Annotated in this window: 18 protein-coding genes; 5 read left to right on the top strand and 13 right to left on the bottom strand. The window is 71.3% G+C overall.

Annotation, left to right across the window (positions count from 1 at the left end; all coding sequences use genetic code 11):
• Window positions 1–31: 31 nt before the first annotated feature.
• Window positions 32–478, top strand: coding sequence for an organic hydroperoxide resistance protein (locus tag RKD20_RS25755; RefSeq protein ID WP_424879783.1), 447 nt, complete (start codon window positions 32–34; stop codon window positions 476–478).
• A gap of 33 nt (window positions 479–511) precedes the next feature.
• Complete coding sequence (locus RKD20_RS25750) at window positions 512–1,672, top strand: serine hydrolase domain-containing protein (RefSeq protein WP_424879782.1); 1,161 nt, start codon at window positions 512–514, stop codon at window positions 1,670–1,672.
• Window positions 1,673–1,685: 13 nt separating this feature from the next.
• Here RKD20_RS25750 and RKD20_RS25745 read toward each other — a convergent pair whose 3' ends face one another.
• The 6 genes from RKD20_RS25745 to RKD20_RS25720 form a co-directional block, all read right to left on the bottom strand.
• Window positions 1,686–1,961 carry a DUF1876 domain-containing protein gene (locus tag RKD20_RS25745; protein WP_020120900.1) on the bottom strand — a complete coding sequence of 92 codons (276 nt, stop codon included), beginning with the start codon at window positions 1,959–1,961 and terminating at the stop codon, window positions 1,686–1,688.
• A gap of 62 nt (window positions 1,962–2,023) precedes the next feature.
• Window positions 2,024–4,762 (bottom strand): bifunctional YncE family protein/alkaline phosphatase family protein, encoded by a 2,739-nt coding sequence (locus RKD20_RS25740; protein WP_424879781.1) that lies wholly within the window; start codon window positions 4,760–4,762, stop codon window positions 2,024–2,026.
• Between the two features lie 4 nt (window positions 4,763–4,766).
• Window positions 4,767–6,122, bottom strand: coding sequence for an ABC transporter permease (locus RKD20_RS25735; RefSeq protein WP_424879780.1), 1,356 nt, complete (start codon window positions 6,120–6,122; stop codon window positions 4,767–4,769).
• Window positions 6,119–7,060: an ABC transporter ATP-binding protein gene (locus tag RKD20_RS25730; RefSeq protein WP_424879779.1), complete on the bottom strand. Its 942-nt coding sequence runs from the start codon at window positions 7,058–7,060 to the stop codon at window positions 6,119–6,121. The genes RKD20_RS25735 and RKD20_RS25730 overlap by 4 nt, the downstream gene beginning before the upstream one ends.
• A gap of 175 nt (window positions 7,061–7,235) precedes the next feature.
• Window positions 7,236–8,081, bottom strand: coding sequence for an EamA family transporter (locus RKD20_RS25725; protein ID WP_424879778.1), 846 nt, complete (start codon window positions 8,079–8,081; stop codon window positions 7,236–7,238).
• Entirely contained in the window at window positions 8,078–8,572 is a 495-nt protein-coding gene (locus RKD20_RS25720; RefSeq protein ID WP_424879777.1) for a YbaK/EbsC family protein, read from the bottom strand. Before RKD20_RS25720 ends, RKD20_RS25725 begins: the two co-directional genes overlap by 4 nt.
• 83 nt (window positions 8,573–8,655) lie before the next feature.
• Here RKD20_RS25720 and RKD20_RS25715 point away from each other — a divergent pair, with 83 nt between their 5' ends.
• Entirely contained in the window at window positions 8,656–9,285 is a 630-nt protein-coding gene (locus tag RKD20_RS25715; RefSeq protein ID WP_424879776.1) for a GNAT family N-acetyltransferase, read from the top strand.
• A gap of 42 nt (window positions 9,286–9,327) precedes the next feature.
• Here the strand turns inward: RKD20_RS25715 and RKD20_RS25710 are convergent, their stop codons facing one another.
• Both RKD20_RS25710 and RKD20_RS25705 read right to left on the bottom strand, forming a co-directional pair.
• Window positions 9,328–11,559, bottom strand: coding sequence for an MMPL family transporter (locus RKD20_RS25710; RefSeq protein WP_424879775.1), 2,232 nt, complete (start codon window positions 11,557–11,559; stop codon window positions 9,328–9,330).
• Between the two features lie 113 nt (window positions 11,560–11,672).
• Complete coding sequence (locus tag RKD20_RS25705; RefSeq protein WP_424879774.1) at window positions 11,673–12,278, bottom strand: TetR/AcrR family transcriptional regulator; 606 nt, start codon at window positions 12,276–12,278, stop codon at window positions 11,673–11,675.
• Window positions 12,279–12,463: 185 nt separating this feature from the next.
• On the opposite strand from RKD20_RS25705, the gene RKD20_RS25700 reads away from it, so the two are divergent.
• Window positions 12,464–15,673 (top strand): S41 family peptidase, encoded by a 3,210-nt coding sequence (locus tag RKD20_RS25700; RefSeq protein ID WP_424879773.1) that lies wholly within the window; start codon window positions 12,464–12,466, stop codon window positions 15,671–15,673.
• 160 nt (window positions 15,674–15,833) lie between these two features.
• Here the strand turns inward: RKD20_RS25700 and RKD20_RS25695 are convergent, their stop codons facing one another.
• From RKD20_RS25695 to RKD20_RS25680, 4 genes are all read right to left on the bottom strand, one after another.
• A complete protein-coding gene (locus RKD20_RS25695; protein ID WP_424879772.1) occupies window positions 15,834–16,043 on the bottom strand; it encodes a hypothetical protein in 210 nt (69 codons plus the stop codon).
• Between the two features lie 88 nt (window positions 16,044–16,131).
• Window positions 16,132–17,016 carry an SDR family oxidoreductase gene (locus RKD20_RS25690; RefSeq protein ID WP_424879771.1) on the bottom strand — a complete coding sequence of 295 codons (885 nt, stop codon included), beginning with the start codon at window positions 17,014–17,016 and terminating at the stop codon, window positions 16,132–16,134.
• Complete coding sequence (locus RKD20_RS25685) at window positions 17,013–17,930, bottom strand: alpha/beta fold hydrolase (RefSeq protein WP_424879770.1); 918 nt, start codon at window positions 17,928–17,930, stop codon at window positions 17,013–17,015. Before RKD20_RS25685 ends, RKD20_RS25690 begins: the two co-directional genes overlap by 4 nt.
• The gene (locus tag RKD20_RS25680) at window positions 17,927–19,444 is read right to left on the bottom strand and encodes a flavin-containing monooxygenase (protein ID WP_424879769.1); all 1,518 of its coding nucleotides are present in this window, start codon (window positions 19,442–19,444) and stop codon (window positions 17,927–17,929) included. The genes RKD20_RS25685 and RKD20_RS25680 overlap by 4 nt, the downstream gene beginning before the upstream one ends.
• Before the next feature lie 150 nt (window positions 19,445–19,594).
• On the opposite strand from RKD20_RS25680, the gene RKD20_RS25675 reads away from it, so the two are divergent.
• Window positions 19,595–20,239, top strand: a complete 645-nt coding sequence (locus RKD20_RS25675) for a MerR family transcriptional regulator (RefSeq protein ID WP_424879768.1) — start codon at window positions 19,595–19,597, stop codon at window positions 20,237–20,239.
• A gap of 277 nt (window positions 20,240–20,516) precedes the next feature.
• Here RKD20_RS25675 and RKD20_RS25670 read toward each other — a convergent pair whose 3' ends face one another.
• Window positions 20,517–21,320: an exodeoxyribonuclease III gene (locus RKD20_RS25670; RefSeq protein ID WP_424879767.1), complete on the bottom strand. Its 804-nt coding sequence runs from the start codon at window positions 21,318–21,320 to the stop codon at window positions 20,517–20,519.
• Between the last annotated feature and the right edge of the window lie 22 nt (window positions 21,321–21,342).

Genomic DNA, 21,342 nt, shown 5'->3' with positions numbered 1-21,342 from the left:
TTGTGCACACTTCTCCGGGGGGAGACCAGCCATGCCTGAGGAAACCGACGTCGACACCCGGCCGACGAAGATCATGTACGTGGCCGAGGCCACCGCCCACGGCGGCCGGGACGGCTTCGTCACCAGCCAGGACGGCCAGATCGAGCTGAAGGTCGCGATGCCGCCCGCGCTCGGCGGGGACGGCGCAGGCACCAACCCGGAGCAGCTGTTCGCCGCCGGTTACAGCTCCTGCTTCCACAACGCGCTCATCCTCGTCGGCAACCGCGAGGGCTACGACCTGACCGGTTCCACGGTCGCCGCGAAGGTCGGCATCGGCCCCAACAAGCACCGCGGCTACGGCCTCGCGGTCGCCCTGAGCGTCTCCCTGCCGGTCCTCGACGCCGGCCTCGCGGCGAAGCTGGTGGACGCGGCCCACGAGGTCTGCCCGTACTCCAACGCGACCCGCGGGAACATCGACGTGACGATTCTGCTTGGCTGAGACAGGCACAGGGCGGCAGCAGGAGGAGTACGCGTGGACGTGAACGGCACAGTCGCCGAGGGCTTCGAGCCGGTCCGGGACGTGTTCGCGCGGAACTTCGAGGCGCTCGGGGACCGGGGCGCGGCGGTCGCCGTGTACCGGGACGGGCGCAAGGTCGTCGACCTGTGGGCCGGCACCAGGGACATCGACGGCACCGAGCCCTGGCGGCACGGCACCGCGCAGGTCGTGCGCTCGGCGACCAAGGGCGTCGCCGCCGCCGTACCCCTGCTGCTGCACCAGCGCGGGGAGCTGGACCTGGACGCGCCGGTGGCCGAGTACTGGCCGGAGTTCAAGGCGCGCGGCAAGGAGCGGGTGCTGGTCCGGCAGGTGCTGAACCACCGGGCCGGGCTGCCGGTGATCGACCGGCCGCTCACCCCCGAGGAGGCCCTGGACCCGCTGAAGGGTCCCGAGGCGGTCGCCGCGCAGGCGCCCGTCTGGGAGCCCGGCACGGACCACGGGTACCACGCGCTGACGTACGGCTGGATGCTGGACGAGCTGGTGCGGCGGGTGACCGGGCTCGGCGCCGGCGAGTGGATCGCACGGGAGATCGCCGGGCCGCTGGGCGCCGAGTTCTGGCTCGGGCTGCCGGCGGCGGAGGAGGCGGCAGGCCGGACGGGACGGGTCGGCCGGGTCGAGGGGCCGGAGCCCGCCGGCGGCCTGCGCGCCCGCCCCAAGCGGTCCGTCACCGAGGCCTACGAGGATCCCGGCTCCCTCACCCGCCGCGCCTTCGCCGCGATCACGCCCTTCCCCGACCAGAACGCACCGGCGTACCGGGCGAGCGCCCTGCCCGCGACCAACGGCATCGCCACGGCCGACGGGCTGGCGCGCGTCTACGCGGCACTGATCGGTGCGGTGGACGGGGTGCGGCTCTTCGACCCGGCCACGGTCGCACTCGCCCGTGCCGAGGAGTCGGCGGGCCCGGACCGCGTGCTGGTCGTGAACACCCGGTTCGGCCTGGGCTACATGCTGCACGGCAGCGCCTCGCCGTTCCTCGGCGCGGGCTCCTTCGGGCACCCCGGCCGCGGCGGCTCCCTCGGCTTCGCCGACCCGGAGACCGGCGTCGCCTTCGGCTATGTCACCAACGGCTTCCGCAAGACGGTCACGGCGGACCCGAGGGCGCAGGCGCTGGTCAGGGCGGTACGGGCGGCCCTGTAACGGCTGATGCGGCTCACACGTTGATCGAGTGGGACCTCCGCCCGGACGCCTCGTCGATCTCGTCGTGCGCCTTGGTCAGCAGTTGCATCGCGAGTTCGTTCAGCGCCCGGGCGGCGGCGACCTCCTCCCCCACCCTGGGCTGGTTGCTGTCGGTGTGGTGGCGGGTGGCGTGCCCGTGCGTGCGTACCTCGGTGCCGTCCGGCAGGCGGACCAGCGCCGCCGCCCGCGTGTGCTGGTCGTCCTCCTGGAACTCCAGCTCGATGTGCCATCCCACAGCGGTGTGTGTCATGACGATCGCCTCCGAAGCGTGTGTTTCCAGGGTGCTCCTCGGCGGGCGGCGGCGCACGGGGGTCAGCCGTCGGACTCCGGCGACGGGAGGTAGGCGCCCGGTACCTGCGCCGGTGTGTAGACCTTCTTGTCGCCGGGGTACGGCTTGGTCCACTCGTGCGTCTGGTACCAGGTGTAGCGGTTCATCTGCTCGGCGTTGGCGTAGTCCGGCACGGCGTGCGCGCCGGTCAGCCGCTGGTGCGAGGCCCAGGTCTTCCACTGCGCGGCGACTTCCCGCTTCGCCTGCGGCACCGCCGCCGAGGTCGGCGCGGGCGCCGCGTCGGCGTCCTGGGCGGCCGGGGTGTCCGTGCCGCAGGAGGGCGCCGGGCTCACGCCGAGGGTCAGCGAGGTGCGGTTGGGGACCGCCGTGAACGGGGTGGTGTCCGCCTTCGCGGTGAACGCCCCGTACATGGGGGTGGCCGCGCTGTCCTTCTGGTTCATCGGGTGGATCCCGAGGATCTGCTCGACCGTGCGGATCATCGTGATCTGCGTGTAGTAGTGGCTGTCGACGCTGCCGTGCTGGGCGTAGGGGCTGATGACCTGCACCGGGGCGCGGTGGCCGTCGACGTGGTCGAGGCCGTTCTGGGAGTCGTCCTCGACGACGAAGATCGCCGAGTCCTTCCAGTACTTGCTGTGGGAGATCTCGTCGACCATCCGGCCGACCGCGAGGTCGTTGTCGGCGACCTCGGCGGCGGCGTTGGCCGGACCGCCGGTGTGGTCGTTGGAGAACCAGAACATGTTCAGGTTCGCCGGGCCGTTCCTCTCGAAGTCCTGCTTCCAGATCTGTTCCTTGTAGATGTCCGGGACGTCGAGGTCGAACATCGGGAAGCCCTGCACGGACACGTCGTTGAGCGAGGGAATCGCCGAGCCGGTCTTGATGGGGTACTGGGTCTGGGCCCCGGTCGCCGCCATGTTCCTGGTGTCGCAGTACAGGTTCTGCCAGCTGGCACCGGCCGGCTTGGACTCGGTCGACTGGAACTCGCCGAAGTCCTTGACCGACTTGCCGGCCGCCTGCGCGCCGGTCCAGATGAAGCCGGTCTTCTGGTGGCCGAGGACGTCGTTCTCGGTGTCGTAACTGCGCGTGTACTCACCGGCGGAGGACTCGGTGTACTCCGGGTTGTCCGACTGCATCAGCCAGTTGTGGCCCTCGGCGGAGTTGGTGCCGATGTCGTAGAAGTTGTCGTAGAGGCCGAACTGCTGTGCCAGGGCGTGCTGGTTGGGGGTGACGTTCGCGCCGAAGGTGGTGAGCGCCGGGTTGCCGTTGCCCTGCGGGAGGTCGCCGTAGACCTGGTCGTAGGTGCGGTTCTCCTTGACGAGCAGGAAGACGTGCTTGATCGTCGAGGGGTCGCCGAGGCGGACGGGGACCGGGAGGGCCTTGGCGTGGCTCGTGCCCTTGGCCGTGGTGACCGAGCCGGGTGTCCAGCCGTTCTGCTGGAAGACCTTGGCGGTCTGGGACCTGATCACGAGGTCGCTCGGCAGCGTGAACTCGGTGAGGCTGGACGTGGTGTCGTGGGTGCCGTGGCCGGAGGCGGTGGTGGGGCGGCGGGCGTCTATGCCGCGGGTGTTGGACACGACGACCTGCTTGCCGACGGTGGTGACCTCGGCGGGGAAGTAGTCGGTGGGAAGCAGGCCTACGTAACTCGCGGGTTCCTGCGGGGATTTGTAGCGGTAGACGGCGACCGCGTTCGCACGGCCCAGCGTCACAAGCAGCCGGCCGTCGTCGGTGAGGGTGACCGCGTCGGGCTCGTAGCCGACCTTCGCCTCGGGCCAGGGCTGGGTGGCGATGGTCTGGACGACCTTGTCCTTGCGGGTGTCGATGACCGAGACACTGTTGTCGGCGGTGTTGGTGACGAACACCGCGCCCTTCTTCGCGTACACGGCGGTCGGGTGCAGACCGACGTCGACGGAGCGGACCGCGGCGGAGGGGTTCGCGGTGTCGATGACGCTGACCGTGCCGGTGGTGGCGGCGCCGGTGTCCGGGTCGGCGGGCACCTGGGTGCCGTAGGAGTTCATGGTGGTCTCGCCGGCCCTGGCCGGACGGCCGCCCTCGTTGCTGACGTACAACCTGCCGCCGACCAGGGCGAGTCCGCGCGGGGCGTTGCCGACTGCCCACGTCTGCTGGACGGTTCCGGTCGCCGCGTCCAACGCGACCACCTTGTTCTGGCCGTTGACCGCCGCGTACACGGTGGAGCCGTCGGGCGAGAACACCGCCGCGCCCACAAGGGCCTGCTGGGTGCCGACGGCCGGGATCGGCACGGCCACCGGGTCGGCGAGGGTGCCGTCCGCGGCGACGGTGAACTTGGTGTAGCCGGTGGCCTGGCCGAGCCACAGGTACTTGCCGTCGGGCGAGTAGGCGGGGCCCTCCTGGCCGACCGCGGAGCTGCTGATGCGCAGGTCGTCGGCCGCGTTGGCGCCGATCTTCTGCTTCACCTGGCCGGTCGCCAGGTCCATGATCACCAGCGCGGCGTCGCCGTCGGCGACCGCGGCCGCGAGGTGGGTGCCGTCCGGGCTGACGGTGGACGACATGATCTTGCCGTCGTTGATGACGGTCCGGCTGCCGTACGGCTTGAGGTACTGGTCGCTGGAGATGACCTGGCCCCTGGCGGTGTTCTGCGCGACCTGCTGGGTGCCGAACTGGTAGGTGGAGGCGACCGCGGTGCCGGTGACGCCGAGGGCGACGGCGATACCGGCCGTCACCAACGTGCTCCGGCGGCTGAGGCGTCTGGCCTTCTCGCTGCTCCGGCGCCGGCGTGTTACCTGCATGGGGTTATCCCTTCGAGGTGGTGTCCAGCAGCTCGACGTTGCCGTCGAACTGCCACAGCGGGTTGGGCGCGTCCCCGGTGGAGGTCCGCACCAGGAAGTAGCCGTTGACTTCCTTCGGCCCGTCGCCGTCGGCGACGAACCGCCCGTCCGATCCGACGTCCAGCTGATAGACAGCCGTCCCCGCCACCGGTACGCCGGGCAGGTGCCAGGTCACGACACACCGCCAGTCATTGCCCGCCCCCTGTTGAGCGGCCTGGCCGTCGCTCTTGGTGCACGCCGCCGAGGTCCTGAGCTGTGCCTCGGTGACGGCGGGGCGATGGAGTTGTTCGGTCTGCGAGCGGTAGAGATGGGCGAAGGTCGTGGCGAGGGAGCGCTGGACCTTGGCCTGGGTGATGCCCGTCGAGTCGGTCGCGACGGCGATCCCCGCGACGGTGAGAACGGTCAGCGCGGCCAGGGGCAGCACGCCCACGGTGAACGCGCGGCGCCCGGCACCGTCGTAGGCGAGATTGGTGAAGTCCCGCCGGAGGAACAGCGAATGGGCCAGTACGGTCGCGAGGACGGCCCACGCCAGGCTGACGGCGACGCCGATCAGGAGCGGGGCGAGCTGGGCCGGGGCGGTGAACAGGCCGTTCCAGGAGATGAAGGCGTAGCCGGGCAGGGCGAGGCGTACGGCGACGGGCAGCGGCAGCATCTGGGCGACCTGCATGCCGAGCGCGACGAGCGGCGGCAGCAGCAGCCCCGTCGGGGACCGTCCGAGGGCGACCGACCCGAGCAGGCCGATGGCGGCGAGGGCCAGGGTCGGGGCGAGGGCGGCGACCCAGGCGAGCAGGACCCTCCCGGCGGCATCGGAGGGGGTCAACAGGTGGCCGTCGAGGCCGACGAGCGGCTGGTTGCCGACGGAGGCGAGTCCGCCCACGGTGCTGGAGCAGGCGAGCCCGGCCACGAGCGGCAGGATGACCGTGAGGCCGGCCAGTGCCTTCGCCGCGAAGATCCGCCGCGGTGAGCGGACGGCGACCAGCAGGTGCCGCCAGGTGCCGAGCCGGTCCTCGGCGGCGAACATGTCACCGGCGACCACCGAGGTCAGCAGCGGAAGGGCCCAGGTGCCGGCGAAACCGAGCATCACCAGCGGTCCGGCCCAGCCGGTGGCGTGCATCCAGCGGCCGAAGAGGGTGTCGGAGGGCAGTGTGCTCTGCCCGCTCACCCCGGCGACGAAGAGCCCCGGCGCGATCCAACAGGCGAGGACGATAAGGCGGATGCGCCACTGGGAGAACAGCTTGACCAGCTCGAAGCGGTAGCTGCGCGACACCGGGGCCGGCCCGGAGTGGACCGGGGTGGCGGCCGCGGCGACAGTGGTGGTCATCGGCGTTCCTCGCGGTCCTCGGTCAGGGCCAGGAACGCGGCCTCCAAGGGCGAGACCACGGGCGCCAGTTCACGCACCGCGACGCCCGCCGTCACAAGCCGCGCCACCAGGTCGTCGAGGGCGGGCACCAGCGCGCGGACGACGAGCGGTCCGGTGTCCTGCCGGGTGCCGGCGTCGTCGACGATCCCGATCCCGTCCATGCCCTCGGCCAGCCGCCGCGCGGCCCGCGGGTCGGACGTCCGTACCCGGTAGTCGAGTTCACGGCTCTCGGCGGCCAGTTTGCCGAGCGGGCCCGAGAACACGACCCGTCCCGTGGCCAGGATGGTGACCTCGGAACACAGCACCTCCAGGTCGTCCATACGGTGGCTGGAGACCACGACACTCGTGCCGTCCGCGGCGAGCCGGTTCAGGACTCCGTGCACCTGCCGTTTGCCTGCGGGGTCGAGCCCGTTGGACGGTTCGTCGAGCACGAGCAGCCGCGGCCGGGTCAGCAGGGCGGCGGCGAGGCCGAGCCGCTGGCGCATGCCGAGGGAGAAACCGCGGGCCTTGTCGTCGGCCACGTCGGTGAGCCCGACCTGGTCGAGCACCTCGTCGATGCCGGCCGTACGCGCGTCGCGGCCCCGGAGTTCGGCCAGCGCGGCGAGGTTCTGCCGGGCTGTGAGCGAAGGGTAGAGACCGGGCCCGTCCACGAACCCGGCGACCCCGTCGGGAGCGGCGAACGCCCGTCCGACCTCGGTCCCCAGGATCTCCAGGCGGCCGGCGTCGGCGACGGCGAGGCCCAGCAGGAGCCCGAGCAGGGTCGTCTTGCCGGCGCCGTTCGGCCCGACCAGGCCGTGGATCTGGCCCCGCGTCACATCGAGATCGACGGCGTCGAGCGCCACGACGTCACCGAAGCACTTGGTGATCCCGCGGGCCCGGACTGCGTGGAGTGTGTCCATGGTCCCCTTCTTCCGAAGTACGCAGGGACCCTAGGGACGGCACACACCCCCGCCACGGACGGCGGGCTGAACGCTCATGGAACGGACCGTCAAAACATGGGCAAGTAGGCAAACAGAGAGGCGACGTTGGGCCGCAATTGGGCGGCGCCTGGGACAAAACACCCGGGCCGGACGGCTAACCGGCGTGCAGCATCAGCCCGATACCCACCACGAGCAGCCCGGCAGCCGCGATCCTCGGCGCGCCGAACCGTTCCTTGAAGAACACGGCGCCGATGGCCGCGCCGACGATGATCGAGGACTCGCGCAGGGCCGCGACCGGAGCGAGTTCCGCCCTGGTCTGGGCCCACAGGACGAGCCCGTACGCGGCCACGGAGAGGGCGGCGCCGAGGAGACCGACCCCGGCGAACGGCCGCAGGACGGCGGCGAACCGGCCGCGCCACCGGTGCAGGGCGTACGCCGGGACCACGATGCCCTGCACCGCCATCAGCCAGGCGATGTACCCGAGCGAGGAGCCGGAGGCGCGCACCCCGAGCCCGTCGACGACGGTGTACGCGGCGATGGTCAGGCCGGTCGCCAACGCCGCGCCGATCGCCGGCCAGTTGGGCCGTCGGCCGCGCAGCCCCCACAGGGCGACGCCGGTGAGTCCCGCGCAGGACAGGGCGATTCCGGCGGCGGCCCACCCGTCCGGCACCTCGTGCGCGAACAAGGCCGCCAGTACGGTCACGACCAGGGGCGCGGTGCCGCGCGCGATCGGATAGGCCTGTCCGAAGTCCCCGAGCCGGAAGGACTTCATCAGCAGCGCGTAGTAGGCGATGTGGATGCAGGCCGAGCCGAGCAGGTACGGCCAGGCCCGCGCCGCCGGCACCGCGGTGAACGGGGTCATCGCCAGCCCGATGAGCATCCCCCCGCCCGCGATCAGCGTGAACCCGACGAGCTTGTCGGTGATCTGGTGCGCGATGGCGTTCCAGCCGGCGTGCGTGACGGCGGCGAGCAGCACGGCCGCCGTGACGAGAGGCGTCACGCGGTGCGCTCGCGGACGTCCACGACGGCGGCACCGGCGTGGGCCACCAGGTCCTCGGGGGCGATGGGGAAGACGGCGTGCGGATTGCCGGCGGCGGCCCAGACGAGGTCATGGCCGAGCAGCGAACGGTCGGCCAGCACCCGGGTCCTCGTACGGTGCCCGAAGGGCGGCACGCCCCCGATGGCGTACCCGGTCGTCTCCCGTACGACATCGGCCTTGGCCCGGGTGACCCTGTCGGCGCCGAGCTCCCGCCGGACGAGTTCGAGGTCGACGCGGGACGCCCCGTCCATGAGCACCAGCACCGGAACCCCGTCCGCGGCGAAGATCAGCGACTTGCAGATCTGGCTCAGCTCGCACCCGACGGCCGCGGCGGCCTCCTCGGCGGTACGGGTGGCGTCCGGGAAACGGCGGACCCTCGCGGTGAGTTCATCGAGCCCGAGCACGCGCAGGGCCTCGGCGAAACGGGGGTGGGCGGCGTCTGCGGTCGTCATGCCCGCCACGCTAGCGGTGGGTGTACGGGCCACGCGACCCGGTTTGCGGGGCCGCTTCCGGTCACTTCGGGCAGGATGCTGCGATGACCCCGCCTCCCGCCATACGCCCCTACGGCCCCCGGGACCGTGACGCCCTCGACGAGATCTGCGTCCGCACCGCGCACCTGGGCCAGGACGCCCGCCCCCATTACACCGACGCCGGCGTCTTCCCGGCGGCCTTCGCGGCGCCGTACGCCCATCTCGAACCGGAACTCGCCTTCGTCCTGGACGACGGGAAGGGGGAGGCCGCCGGGTATGTCGTGGGGACCGCCGACACGCCCCGGTTCGTCGCGGAGTACCGCGCGCGGTGGCTGCCCCTCGTGGCCGACCGCTATCCGGAGCCAAGCGGCCCGCCGCGCACCCCGGACGAGGAGATCGTCGCGCTGCTGCACAACCCGGAACGGATGATCGTGCCCGAAGTCGCCGACTATCCGGCCCACTTGCACATCGACCTGCTGCCGCGGTGGCAGGGCCGCGGGTTCGGTCGGGCGCTGATGACGGCCCTGTTCCGCGCACTGCACGAGCGGGGCGTGGCCGCCGTACACCTGTCCATGGTGAGCGCCAACAGGCCCGCGCGTGCCTTCTACGACCGTCTCGGCTTCCACGAGATCGCCGTACCGGATGCCGGGCCGGTCACCTATCTCGGCCGGTCCACGGCAGAAGAAGGCCGGTGAGGACACCCCCCTCACCGGCCTGCTCCTCTCGCACGGGGTGCGTCAGACGCGGACCAGCTCCCGGTCCTCGTCCGGGTCCGCGTCCTTCTCGGCCCGGGTGCGCAGTCCCTCGCCCTCGACGTCGACGTTGGGCAGCGCGCGGTCCAGCCACTTCGGCAGCCACCAGGCGCGGTGGCCGAGCAGGGCGAGGACCGCCGGGACGATCGCCATGCGGACGACGAACGCGTCGAAGAAGACGGCGACCGCGAGGCCGAAGCCGATCATCTTGATCATCGACTCACCGGAGCTGATGAAGCCTCCGAAGACGGCCATCATGATGACCGCGGCGGCGACCACGACCCGGGCGCTGTGCTTGAACCCGGTGACTACGGCCTGGCTCGGGGACTCGCCGTGGACGTACGCCTCCCGCATGCGGGTCACGAGGAAGACCTCGTAGTCCATCGCGAGGCCGAAGACCACGCCGACCATGAAGATCGGCATCATCGACATGATCGGGCCGGTCTCCTCGACACCGAGCAGCCCGCCGAGCCAGCCCCACTGGAAGACCGCGACCACGGCACCGAGCGCGGCGAGCACCGACAGCAGGAAGCCGAGGGCCGCCTTCAGCGGGACGAGGATCGAGCGGAAGACCACGATCAGGAGGAGGAAGGCCAGGCCCACGACCAGGGCCAGGTACGGGATGAGCGCGTCGCTCAGCTTCTGCGAGAAGTCGATGTTCAGCGCGGTGGTGCCGGTGACGAGGACGTCCGCGTCCGCCTTGGACGCCACGTCGTCCCGGATGGCATACACCAGGTCCTCGGTCTGGGTCGAGGACGGCTTGGAGCCGGGGACGACCGTGATGGTCGCGGTGTCGCCGGCCTTGTTGAAGGTCGCCGGGGTGACCGTGACGACGTCCTTGAGGCCCTTGATGCCGTCGGTCACCGAGTCGGCCGCGGCCTTCGGGTCGCCGCTGTTCTTGGCGTCGACCACGATCATCAGGGGTCCGTTGAAGCCGGGCCCGAAGCCCTCCGAGAGGAGGTCGTAGGCGCGGCGCTGGGTCGTGGACGTCGGCTGCGAACCGTCGTCGGGCAGGCCCAGCTGCAGATGGCTGACCGGGAGCGCGACGGCGCCGAGGCCGAGCACTCCGAGCAGCAGCACGGCGGCCGGGCGACGGATGACGAAGCTCGCCCAGCGGGTGCCCATGTTGGGCTTCACCGGCTGCGCAGGCTTCACCGGCTGCATCGAACCGGCGGCCTTCTCGGCCGACTTCTTGCCTTTCTCGCCCGCCGGGCGCACCTTCCGGCCCGCGTATCCGAGCAGCGCCGGGATCATGGTCAGCGCGATGAGGACGGCGATCACGACCGTGCCCGCCGCGGCGAGGCCCATCTTGGTCAGCATCGGCACGTTGACGACCGAGAGACCGGCCAGGGCGATCACGACGGTCAGGCCCGCGAAGACCACCGCGGAACCGGCGGTGCCGGTGGCCCGGCCCACCGCCTCCTCGCGGTCGCGGCCCTCGGCCAGCTCGGCGCGGTAGCGGGAGACGATGAACAGCGCGTAGTCGATGCCGACCGCGAGGCCGATCATCGCCGCGAGCGTGGACGTGGTGTCACCGAGGTCGAGCGTCTTGGCGAGGACGGTGATGGTGGAGACGCCGATGCCGACACCGATGATCGCGGTCAGCAGCGGCAGCCCGGCCGCGATCATCGAGCCCAGGGTGATGACCAGGACGACCGCGGCGATGGCGAGACCGATGGCCTCACCGACTCCCCCCGCGTCGGGCTGGGCCTGGAGCGCGTCGCCTCCGACGTCGACGGTCAGGCCGGAGGCCCGGGCGTCGTCACCGGCGGTTTCCAGGGCGTCCCTGGTCGCGTCCTTGAGACCGACGGCGGGGGCGTCGTACTTCACCGAGAGGTAGGCGACCGTGCCGTCCTTGCTCACCGCGTGGGTCGTGAACGGGTCGGTGACGGAGACGACCTCGGAGCCGTCGCTCAGCTCCCTGACGGTCTTCGCGACGGTCGCCTTGTTGGCGGCGTCGGTCATCTTCTCGCCCTCGGGCGCCTTGAAGACCATGCGCCCGGTCGCGCCGTCGGCGCTGGCGCCGGGGAAGCGCTGTTCCAGCAGGTCGAAGGCCTTCTGCGCCTCCGTGCCCGGAATGGAGAAGGAGGTCGATCCGGCGGTCGGCGCATTGACCGCGCCGACGCCCGCGAGCGTCAGCAGGGCCACCCACATGAGGGCGACGAAGTGCCGTCGCCGGAAGGCGAGCCGGCCGAGTCTGTAGAGGAAAGTGGCCACGAAGGCGTGCTCCCGGTCAGGTCGTGGTTCTTCAAGGCAAGGTTGATCAGCCCGACGACGTGAGCGGTTACGTCAGGTGGAGGGCTTGCTGGGGAGGACTTGCTGGGGAGGGGTCAGGCGGTGGGAACGCCGAGTGCGGGGAGGACCACGGCGTCGATGTACGAAAGGAGGAACGCCTGGGTCGGCGGCAGCTCGTCGATCATGGTCCGGGCGGCGAACCCGCCGATCATCATGTGGATCATGAACTCGATCGCCGGGTTGTCCTCGCGGACCTCGCCCCGGTCGATCGCCCGCTGCACCAGGCGGCGGAACTCCGCCGTCTCCGGCTCGATGAGATGTTCCCGGAACGCCTTCAGGAGGTCCGGGTTGCCGTGGATGGCCATGGCAAGACCCCGCATGAGCGCGGAGTTCTGCTCCATCGTGCAGTCGTCCGAGCGCATGGTGAGGGCGTGCAGGTCACCTCGGAGCGACCCGGTGTCGATGTCGTCGAGACCCATACCGCCGGGCTTGGTGTGCCGCACCGCCCTCGCGACCAGCTCGGCCTTGCCGCCCCACTGGCGGTACAGCGTGGCCTTGCTGGAACGGGTGCGGGCGGCGACGGCGTCCATGGTGACGGCGTCGTAGCCGACCTCCCTGAGCAGTTCGAGCACGGCCTCGTACAGCTCGGCCTCACGCTCGGGGGTGATGCGGCTGCGACGCGCGGTCGAGACCTCGGTCATGTCACTCACCCTTTCCGCTCCGGGACTTCGAACGACACTGTTTCGTACGACACGAATGTAGCGCATTCTCCAGCGAAACGAAACGGTTTCGTTCGTGTTGTGAGTCACCCCGCCTCTGTCACAGGTCACGGCTCACCGATTTTTCATAAGTTGCTCCGGTCCATCCCCCGGAAAAGCATGGGGAGGTGAGCTATCTGCGCCTTCCGCATCTGAGCGGCGACCTGTTGTGCTTCGTCGCCGAGGACGACCTCTGGCTGGCCCCTCTCGACGGCCCCGGGCGCGCCTGGCGCCTGACCGTCGACCGCACCAAGGTCGGTCATCCGCGCTTCTCGCCCGACGGCAGCCACATCGCGTACACGAGCTGGCGCAGTCTCGTGCCCGAGATCCACCTGGTCGACGTGGACGGCGGACCGGGCCGCCGGCTCACCTACTGGGGCTCCGCGGACACCCAGGTCTGCGGCTGGTCCGCGCAGGGCACCATCCTCGCCGTCGCCTCCCACGGCGAGCCCTTCTCGTACTTCACCTGGGCCTACAAGGTCCCCACCGACGGCTCCCCCGGCCGCAAGCTCCCCTGGGGCCCGGTCTCCGACATCCAGGTCGCCGACCGCAAGACCCTCCTGCTGACCGGCACCCCGCCGCACGAACCGGCCGCCTGGAAGCGCTACCGGGGCGGCGCCACGGGCCGGCTCTGGCTGCACGGCGAACGCCTGCTCCCCGACCTCGGCGGCCACCTCCACTCCCCCATGTTCGTCGGCGACCGGATCGCCTTCCTCTCCGACCACGAAGGCGTCGGCAACCTCTACTCCTGCGCCCACGACGGCTCCGACCTGCGCCGCCACACCGACCACGACGCCTTCTACGCCCGGCACGCCTCCAGCGACGGCACCCGGGTGGTGTACCAGTGCGGGGGCGACCTGTGGATCGTCGACGACCTCTCCGCCGAGGCCCGCAAGCTCGACGTACGGCTGAGCGGTCCGCGCGCGGGACGCCGTCCGTACCAGGTGCCCGCCGCCCAGCACGTGGACGGCATCTCGGTCGACGAGACGGGCCGCGCGAGCGCCGTCGTCGTCCGCGGCAGCCTGTACTGGCTGACCCACCGGGACGGCCCCGCGCGCACGATCACGGACACCCCGGGGGTACGGGTCAGGCTCCCGGAGATGCTCGGTTCCGTCGGCCAGGTCGCGTATGTGACGGACGCGGAGGACGAGGACGCGGTCGAGATCGCGTACCTGCCGCGGGCGACCGGCGACCGCGCGCCGCGACGGCTGGCCTCGGGCGAGCTGGGCCGGGTCCTGGAGCTGGTCTCCGACCCGAGCGGCGAGCGCCTGGCCATCGCCTCGCACGACGGACGCCTGCTGCTCCTGGACGCCACGGAGGAATCCAACGGGGAAGTCACCGAGCTGATCCGCTCCGTCAACGGCCCGGTCCGCGACCTCGCCTTCTCCCCGGACGGCACCTGGCTGACGTGGTCGCACCCCGGCATCGGCCGCTCCCTGCGCCAGATCAAGCTGGCCCGCATCAAGGATCGTCTGATCGTGGACGTCACGAACGGCCGCTTCGAGGACGAGAACCCGGTCTTCACACGGGACGGCCGCTACCTGGCCTTCCTCTCCTGGCGGGGCTTCGACCCGGTGTACGACGTCCACACCGGCGACCTGTCCTTCCCGCTCGGCTGCCGCCCCTACCTGGTCCCCCTGTCCTCGGCGACCCCCTCCCCCTTCGCCTTGAACCCGGAGGGCCGCCCGGCCGCCGGTGGGCTGGACCCGGTCGAGGACGAGAGCGGCGACGGCGGGGCCGTGACGGTCGAACTCGAAGGGCTGGAGAGCCGGGTGACCCCCTTCCCGGTCCCCGCCTCCAAGTACTCGGCGCTGCACCCGGTCGCCGGCGGCGGCCTGGTCTGGCTGCGCTGGCCGATCTCGGGCGCCCTCGGCGAGACCTTCGTCAACCCGGACGACACCTCCGAGCGCCCCACCCTCGAACACTTCGCCATCGGCAAGGCGAAGAAGACCGAACTCGTCGAGCACCTCGACTGGTTCGCGGTCAGCGGCGACGGCTCCCGGCTGGTCCTCGTCGACGAGGGCGACCTGCGCGCGACCCCCGCCACCGAGTCCGGCGACAGCGACTCGACCGTCTGGATCGACCTGCGCCGCATCCTCCACGAGGTCGACCCTGCCGCCGAGTGGCGCCAGGCCTACGAGGAGGCGGGCCGGCTGATCCGGGCGTACTTCTGGGACCCGGGGATGTGCGGCATCGACTGGGACGCGGTCCTCGACCAGTACCGCCCGCTGCTCGAACGGGTCGCCTCGCCCGACGAGTTCGCCGACCTCCTGCGCGAGGTCCTCGGCGAACTGGGCACCTCCCACGCCTACGTCACCGCCGCCCGCCGCAACGAGGGCCCCCCGCACTACCAGCGCCGCCAGGGCCTTCTGGGCGCCAACTTCGAGCTCAGGGAAGGCGGCTGGACGGTCCGGCGGATCCTGCCCGGCGACTCCTCGGACTCCAAGGCCCGCTCCCCGCTGGCCGGCACCGGAATCCGCGAAGGCGCGGTCCTCACCCACGTGGACGGCCGCCCGGTCGACGAGCTCGCGGGCCCCTGTCCCCTGCTCGCGGCGGCGGGCGGCACGACGGTGGAGCTGACGTTCACCCCGGCCGAGGGCGAGGGCCGCTCCCGCCGGGTGGCGGTGGTCCCGCTCGTCGACGAGCGACCGCTGCGCTACCAGGACTGGGTGGCCAAACGCCGTGCCGTCGTAAGGGAGTTGAGCGAGGGCCGCTGCGGCTATCTGCACATCCCCGACATGGGCGGCTCGGGCTGGGCCCAGTTCAACCGGGACCTGCGCATGGAGGTCTCCCGCCCCGCGCTCCTCGTCGACGTACGCGGCAACGCGGGCGGCCACATCAGCGAGCTGGTGGTGGAGAAACTCACCCGCAAGATCCTCGGCTGGGACCTGACGAGAAACGCCCAGCCGGTGTCGTACGCCTCGAACGCCCCGCGTGGGCCGGTGGTGGCCCTGGCCGACGAAGCGACCTCCTCGGACGGCGACATGATCACGGCGGCCTTCAAACTGCTGAAGCTCGGCCCGGTGGTGGGCCAGCGCACCTGGGGCGGAGTGGTCGGCATGACCGGCCGCCACCAGCTCGGGGACGGCACGGTGATCACGGTTCCGATGAACGCGGCCTGGTTCGACGCGTACGGCTGGTCGATCGAGAACCAGGGCGTCACCCCGGACCTGGAGATCCTGCGCACCCCCCTGGACTGGGCCGAGGGCCGGCACGCCCAACTGGACGACGCGGTACAGCTCGCGCTGGACCTGCTGAAGACGAACCCCCCGGCATCGCCGCCGGACTACCGGGACGTGCCGGACCGGTCGAGGCCGAAGTTGCCGCCAAGATCTTGAGAAGGGGCGCGGGGCGGCTTTCTGGCTTTCTGGCTTTCTGGCTTTCTGGGGCGCGGGGAACTGCGCGACAAGCCCCCACCGCCCCGCACCCGACAACGAACCCAAAAAACGCAGGGTGCCCTCCCAACAACCAGAGGGCACCCCACGCTTCAAGCAGTGACTACATGTCGTAGTCGGGGTCGAGCCGCTCCTGCTCCTCGCGCTGGAGCCGCTCGGCCTCCTCGTCACGCATACGGTCGCGGTCCGGGCCCTGGCCCTGGCCCTGACCCTGACGACCGCGCTGGGCCTGCTCCCGGCCCTCCTGGGCCTTCTGCTTGGCCTGCTGCTGCCACTGCTCGGACTTGTCCTGGAACTGGTCCTTCATACCCATGTGGGTTCACTCCCGTGGGGGTGAGGGGAAGAGCCCCGGTCCGGGGCCTCGACCAGATTCACACGCCCGGACAAAGAGCGCATTTCGATCAACTACGGTGCGTAGCGCGCGCTTCCTCATCCGCCGCCCCACCTGCACCGACGAGTCCCACCCGCATGCCCTCCAACCGCTGTCCGAACCGCCGCATCTCCCGCTGCCCGACGGTCCCGATGAGCCCTGGCAGGTACCCGCGCATCCCCTGCATCCCGCGCAGCCACCCCTGCCCGTACACATGGCTCGACCGCCGCTCGATCCCGGCCACGATCCGCTCGACGGCCGGCCCCAGCGGATACGTCTTGTTCGCCGGCCACGGCAGCCGCTGCCTGAGCTCGCGCATGACCTCGTCCTGGTCGGCGCCCCGCACCATGTCGGTGTCGGTCCACGACAGATACCCGACCCCGACCCGCACGCCCCGGTGGCCGACCTCGGCCCGCAGACTGTGCGCGAACGCCTCCACACCGGACTTGGACGCGCAGTACGCGGTCATCATGGGCGCCGGGGTGATCGCGGCGAGGGAGGCGATCTGGAGCAGATACCCGCGGCTCTCCATCAGCACCGGCAGGAACGCCCGCGCGGTGACGGCCGATCCGATGAGGTTGACCTCGATCACCCGCCGCCACGCCTCCGGATCGGAGTCCACGAAGGGCCCGCCGGTCGCGACCCCGGCATTGGCGACCACGACGTCGACCTTCCCGAACCGCGTCTTGACCTCCTGCGCGACCCGGGCCATCGCCGCATGGTCGGTGACGTCGGCGTACCAGTGGTCGCTGTCGCCGTGCAGCCGCCCGGAGAGCTCCTTCAGCGCGTCCGGCTCCAGGCCGACCAGCGCGACCTTCGCCCCGCGCGCCGACAGCTTGCGGGCGAGCAGCTCGCCCACGCCCCGCGCGGCCCCCGTGACGACCGCGACCTGTCCTTCGAGTCCGACCCTGCTCATGCGCCCTCCTTGACCTGGACGTACGTGGTGACGAGTTCCCGGATCCGCGCGCTGACCAGCTCGGGCGCCTCGACCGGTGTCATGTGGCCGAGGCCGGGCAGTTCGGTCACCCCGAGGCAGTTGGGCAGCGCGGCGGCCAACTGGTGTGCGTGCACGGGCGGGGTGAGCCGGTCGGCCGTACCGACGACGACGGCCGTCGGCACGGTGAGCCGCCGTACACCGTGATCGAGATCGAGCAGATCGAGGACCTGCGACCAGGCGTACCGCACCTTGCGCGGACAGGCGTGCACGATCCGCGCGCACGCCTCCACCATGTGCGGGGCCGAACCGGGGCCCATCGTCCCGTACTTGAGGATCCGCAGGGCCAGCGGCGTGACCGGTCCGAGCGGCGCCCGCGCCCCGAGCACGTGCCGGGTCAGCCAGGTGCGCAGCCGTCCGGCCCGGATCGGTACCACGGTCGACTCGGCGACCAGCCGCGACGAACCGGTGCTGCACAGCAGGACGGCCGCCGCACGCTTTTCGAACCCTGGGCGCCCAGCCGCGGCCATCACCGTCATCCCGCCCATGGAGTGACCGGCGATCACCGCCTTCTCGTCCGGCCCGAGGGTCGCCTCCAGCACGGCTTCGAGGTCGTCGGCGAGGCCGTCCGCACTGCACGCCGGACTCGCCGGACTGCGTCCGTGGCCGCGCTGGTCGTACGCGACGACCCGGTGGTCCACGGCGAGTTCACGGATCTGGGCGGCCCAGAAGGCGGTCGAACAGGTCCAGCCGTGCGCGAGGACGACGGGGGGCGCGCCCTCGGGCCCGTGCACCTCCACGTGCAGGCGGGCGCCGTCGGCGGACAGGACGGTGAGTTCGCGCGCCGGGACAGGCGGGGCGTACGGCCCGGAGACGACCGGGGTCGGTCGGCTCATACGGCGGCCTCCGCGCTCTCGCCCGCGACCGCGCTCGGCTGTGCGGAGGGCCGCAGTACCTCGTACTCGGCGAGGTCCACCCGCCGGGTCGCCCGCCGGAACTCGGTCGTCGTACCCGGCCAGATCGTGCTGTTGCGGCCGTTCGCGTCCAGGTACCAGCTGGTGCAGCCACCGGTGTTCCACACCGTGCGCTTCATACGCTCCTGCACCCGGTGGTTCCAGTCCCGTACGGCGGACGGGCGGGCGTCGAGGGCCACGCGGCCACCGAGGACGTCGAGTTGGCGCACGAAGTCGGCCAGGTAGTTCAGCTGGGACTCGATCATGAGGATCATCGAGGAGTTCCCGAGGCCGGTGTTGGGCCCGATGACGGACATCCAGTTGGGGAAGCCGGCCGCGGAGGCACCCCGCAGCGCCTCCATCCCGCCCTTCCACGCCTCGGCGAGCGTCCGCCCGTCCGCGCCGACGACCCGGTCGGCGATCGGCATGTCGGTGACATGGAAGCCCGTACCGAAGACGATCGCGTCGACCTGCGCCTCGGTGCCGTCGGCGGCGACGAGTGTCGACCCCTCGACGCGGCTGAGCCCGCTCGCGACCACGTCCACGTTGGGCTGGGCGAGGGCCGGGTAGTACGTGCTGCTCAGCAGGATCCGCTTGCAGCCGATGCGGTAGTCGGGGGTGAGCTTGGCGCGCAGTGCCGGGTCCTTGATGGCGCGGGCCATGTTCCGCTTGGCCAACTGCTCCACGGCGCCGAGCTCGCCCGGGCGCTTGGTGAACGCCTGGACCTGCAACTCCCGGATGCCCCACAGCAGTCCGCGCCTCACCTGGGCGGTGAACGGCAGCAGGCGGTGCAGCCGGCGCTCGGCGCCGCTGATCGCCCGGTCCATACGGGGCATCACCCAGGGCGGGGTGCGCTGGAACAGGGTGACGTTGCGGGCGAGCGGCTGGACGGCCGGCACGATCTGGATGGCCGAGGCGCCCGTGCCCACCATGGCGACCCGCTTGCCGCGCAGGTCGTAGTCGTGGTCCCAGCGGGCGGAGTGGAAGACCTTGCCGGGGAAGGTGTCCAGCCCCGGGATGTCAGGGATCTTCGGATCGGAGAGCGGCCCGGTGGCGGAGACCACGAGGTCGGCCGACAGCCTGCCACTGGCGGTCTCGATGTCCCACCGCAGCTTCTCGCCGTCCCAGGTCATCCGCTTCACCTCGGAGTTGAGGCGGATGTGCGGGCGCAGCCGGAAGACGTCCGTCACATGCTCCAGGTAGGCGCGGATGTGCTCCTGCCCGGAGAAGGTGCGCGGCCAGTCGGGATGGGGCGCGAAGGAGAACGAGTACAGATGGGACGGCACATCGCAGGCACATCCCGGATAGCTGTTGTCCCGCCAGGTACCGCCCACACTGTCGGCCCGCTCCAGCACGACGAAGTCGGTGACACCCTCCCGCCGCAGCCGTACGGCGGCCCCCAGCCCCCCGAACCCGGTTCCGACCACCGCCACCCGCACATGCTCGTGTTCGGCCATGCCGATGCCTTCCCTGCCCGACTCTGCCAGTGAACACTGGCGCAATGGGAGAGTAGAGCAGCTCCATACCGATGGGTAGGGGTCAGGAGAGGGACGTTTGCATCAGCGGCTGCCGCCGCGGGTACCGGCGGTACAACATAGGCTGCGGGCGTGACGGACAAGCGCGAATACCGCATGGAGGAACTGGCCCGCCTGGCCGGCATCACAGTGCGCACCCTGCGCTTCTACCGCGAACGCAAGCTCATCCCGCCCCCGCGCCGCGAGGGCCGCATCGCCTGGTACGACGACCACCACCTGGCCCGCCTGCGCACGATCGCGACACTCCTGGAGCGCGGCCACACCCTCACCGGCATCGCGGAACTGGCGGAAGCCCTCGACCACGGCCGCGACGTCGCCGACGTCCTGGGCGTGACGCCTCCCACGGAGGAGGAACCGGTCCGCCTCACCCCCGAGGAACTCGCCGCCCGCTTCGAGGGCGAGGTCACCCCCGAGAACCTCGCCGCCGCGATGGACCTCGGCTACCTCGGCACCGACGGCGACGAGATCGTCCACATCAGCCGCCGCCTCCTGGACGTCTCCTCAGAACTGGTCCGCGAGGGCATCCCCCTCGGGGAGGTCCTGGCGGCGGGCAAACGCGTCCGCGAGCACGTGGACGACCTGGCGGAGATGTTCGCCGAACTCGTCCTCCGCCACGCGACCGAGGACGACCTCCAGCGCCTGCGCCCCCTGGCGAGGAGCGTGGTGGAGGCGGAGCTTTCGCTGGCGCTGGACCGGCGGTTGCGGAAGCGGGACTAGGCCCACTACCTGGCACATCTGGCGCATTCACTCCATCGAGGTACTTTCCCGCCTTCGGCGCCCGTAACGGTGTTCGTACTCCGAGAGTGAGATCGAAAGGCCCCGGCGGCTGTGCGACCAGCCCGCGAAGGGCCGCACCGGAGGTGGGCCCGCACGCTACGCCGGACCGGACGTCTCCCGGTTGACCTTCACTCTCGGGCAGCGGAATTCCGTGCGACAGACCGGCTGACGCCCGGGCGGCCTGGGTGAGGTGCTCCCACGCCATCCGGGCCGCATGTCACCTGTCGAAGACGACCGTCACGGGAGCATGATCCGACCACCGCTCCTCATGGCTGGCGGCCCGCTCCACAAACCCCTTGACCGCCTGCCGGGCAAGCCCGGGAGTCGCGACGGCGAGGTCGATCCTCCATCCGGAATCGTTGTCGAAGGCGCGCCCCCGGTACGACCACCACGAGTACGGCCCCGTCACGTCCGGATGCAGCGACCGTACGACGTCGACGTACCCCCCGTCCTCGGCGTCGAGGACCCGGCTCAGCCAGGCGCGCTCCTCCGGCAGGAAGCCTGAACTCTTCTGGTTGGCGCGCCAGTTCTTGAGGTCGGCCTGCTGATGGGCGATGTTCCAGTCGCCGCAGACGACGACTTCGCGGCCGTCGGCGGCGGCGCGCTCGCGCAGTCCCTTCAGGTACACGAGGAACTCGTCCATGAAGCGGACCTTCTCGTCCTGCCGCGCGGTACCGACCTCGCCGGAGGGCAGGTAGAGGGAGGCGACCGTCACACCCGGCAGGTCGGCCTCGACGTAGCGCCCGCTGGTGTCGAACTCGGCCGACCCGAAGCCGATCCGGACGCGGTCCGGCTCACGGCGGGTGTAGAGGGAGACACCGGCCCGGCCCTTGGCGGCGGCCGGCGCGTGCACCACGTGCCAGCCCTCGGGAGCACGGACGCTCTCCGGCAGCTGCTGCGGCTCGGCGCGCACCTCCTGGAGGCAGAGCACGTCGGCGGAGGTGTCCGCGAGCCACTCCACGAAGCCCTTCTTCGCGGCGGCGCGCAGTCCGTTCACATTGGCGGAGGTCACAGTGAGCACCCCGGCACGATACCGGCACACT

It is taken from the genome of Streptomyces sp. SLBN-8D4 (assembly GCF_049739545.1).
Taxonomy (GTDB): Bacteria; Actinomycetota; Actinomycetes; order Streptomycetales; family Streptomycetaceae; genus Streptomyces; species Streptomyces canus_C.
The sequence above is the reverse complement of the archived record's forward strand: the minus strand, read 5'-3'. Positions and strand labels throughout refer to the sequence as shown.

What these genes read in the sequence shown, in the direction of transcription:
- RKD20_RS25755 (WP_424879783.1), top strand. Translation starts at nt 32, where the DNA reads ATGCCTGAGGAAACCGACGTCGACACCCGGCCGACGAAGATCATGTAC.
- RKD20_RS25745 (WP_020120900.1), bottom strand. Translation starts at nt 1,961, where the DNA reads ATGACACACACCGCTGTGGGATGGCACATCGAGCTGGAGTTCCAGGAG.
- RKD20_RS25740 (WP_424879781.1), bottom strand. Translation starts at nt 4,762, where the DNA reads ATGCAGGTAACACGCCGGCGCCGGAGCAGCGAGAAGGCCAGACGCCTC.
- RKD20_RS25735 (WP_424879780.1), bottom strand. Translation starts at nt 6,122, where the DNA reads ATGACCACCACTGTCGCCGCGGCCGCCACCCCGGTCCACTCCGGGCCG.
- RKD20_RS25730 (WP_424879779.1), bottom strand. Translation starts at nt 7,060, where the DNA reads ATGGACACACTCCACGCAGTCCGGGCCCGCGGGATCACCAAGTGCTTC.
- RKD20_RS25720 (WP_424879777.1), bottom strand. Translation starts at nt 8,572, where the DNA reads ATGACGACCGCAGACGCCGCCCACCCCCGTTTCGCCGAGGCCCTGCGC.
- RKD20_RS25715 (WP_424879776.1), top strand. Translation starts at nt 8,656, where the DNA reads ATGACCCCGCCTCCCGCCATACGCCCCTACGGCCCCCGGGACCGTGAC.
- RKD20_RS25705 (WP_424879774.1), bottom strand. Translation starts at nt 12,278, where the DNA reads ATGACCGAGGTCTCGACCGCGCGTCGCAGCCGCATCACCCCCGAGCGT.
- RKD20_RS25695 (WP_424879772.1), bottom strand. Translation starts at nt 16,043, where the DNA reads ATGGGTATGAAGGACCAGTTCCAGGACAAGTCCGAGCAGTGGCAGCAG.
- RKD20_RS25690 (WP_424879771.1), bottom strand. Translation starts at nt 17,016, where the DNA reads ATGAGCAGGGTCGGACTCGAAGGACAGGTCGCGGTCGTCACGGGGGCC.
- RKD20_RS25685 (WP_424879770.1), bottom strand. Translation starts at nt 17,930, where the DNA reads ATGAGCCGACCGACCCCGGTCGTCTCCGGGCCGTACGCCCCGCCTGTC.
- RKD20_RS25680 (WP_424879769.1), bottom strand. Translation starts at nt 19,444, where the DNA reads ATGGCCGAACACGAGCATGTGCGGGTGGCGGTGGTCGGAACCGGGTTC.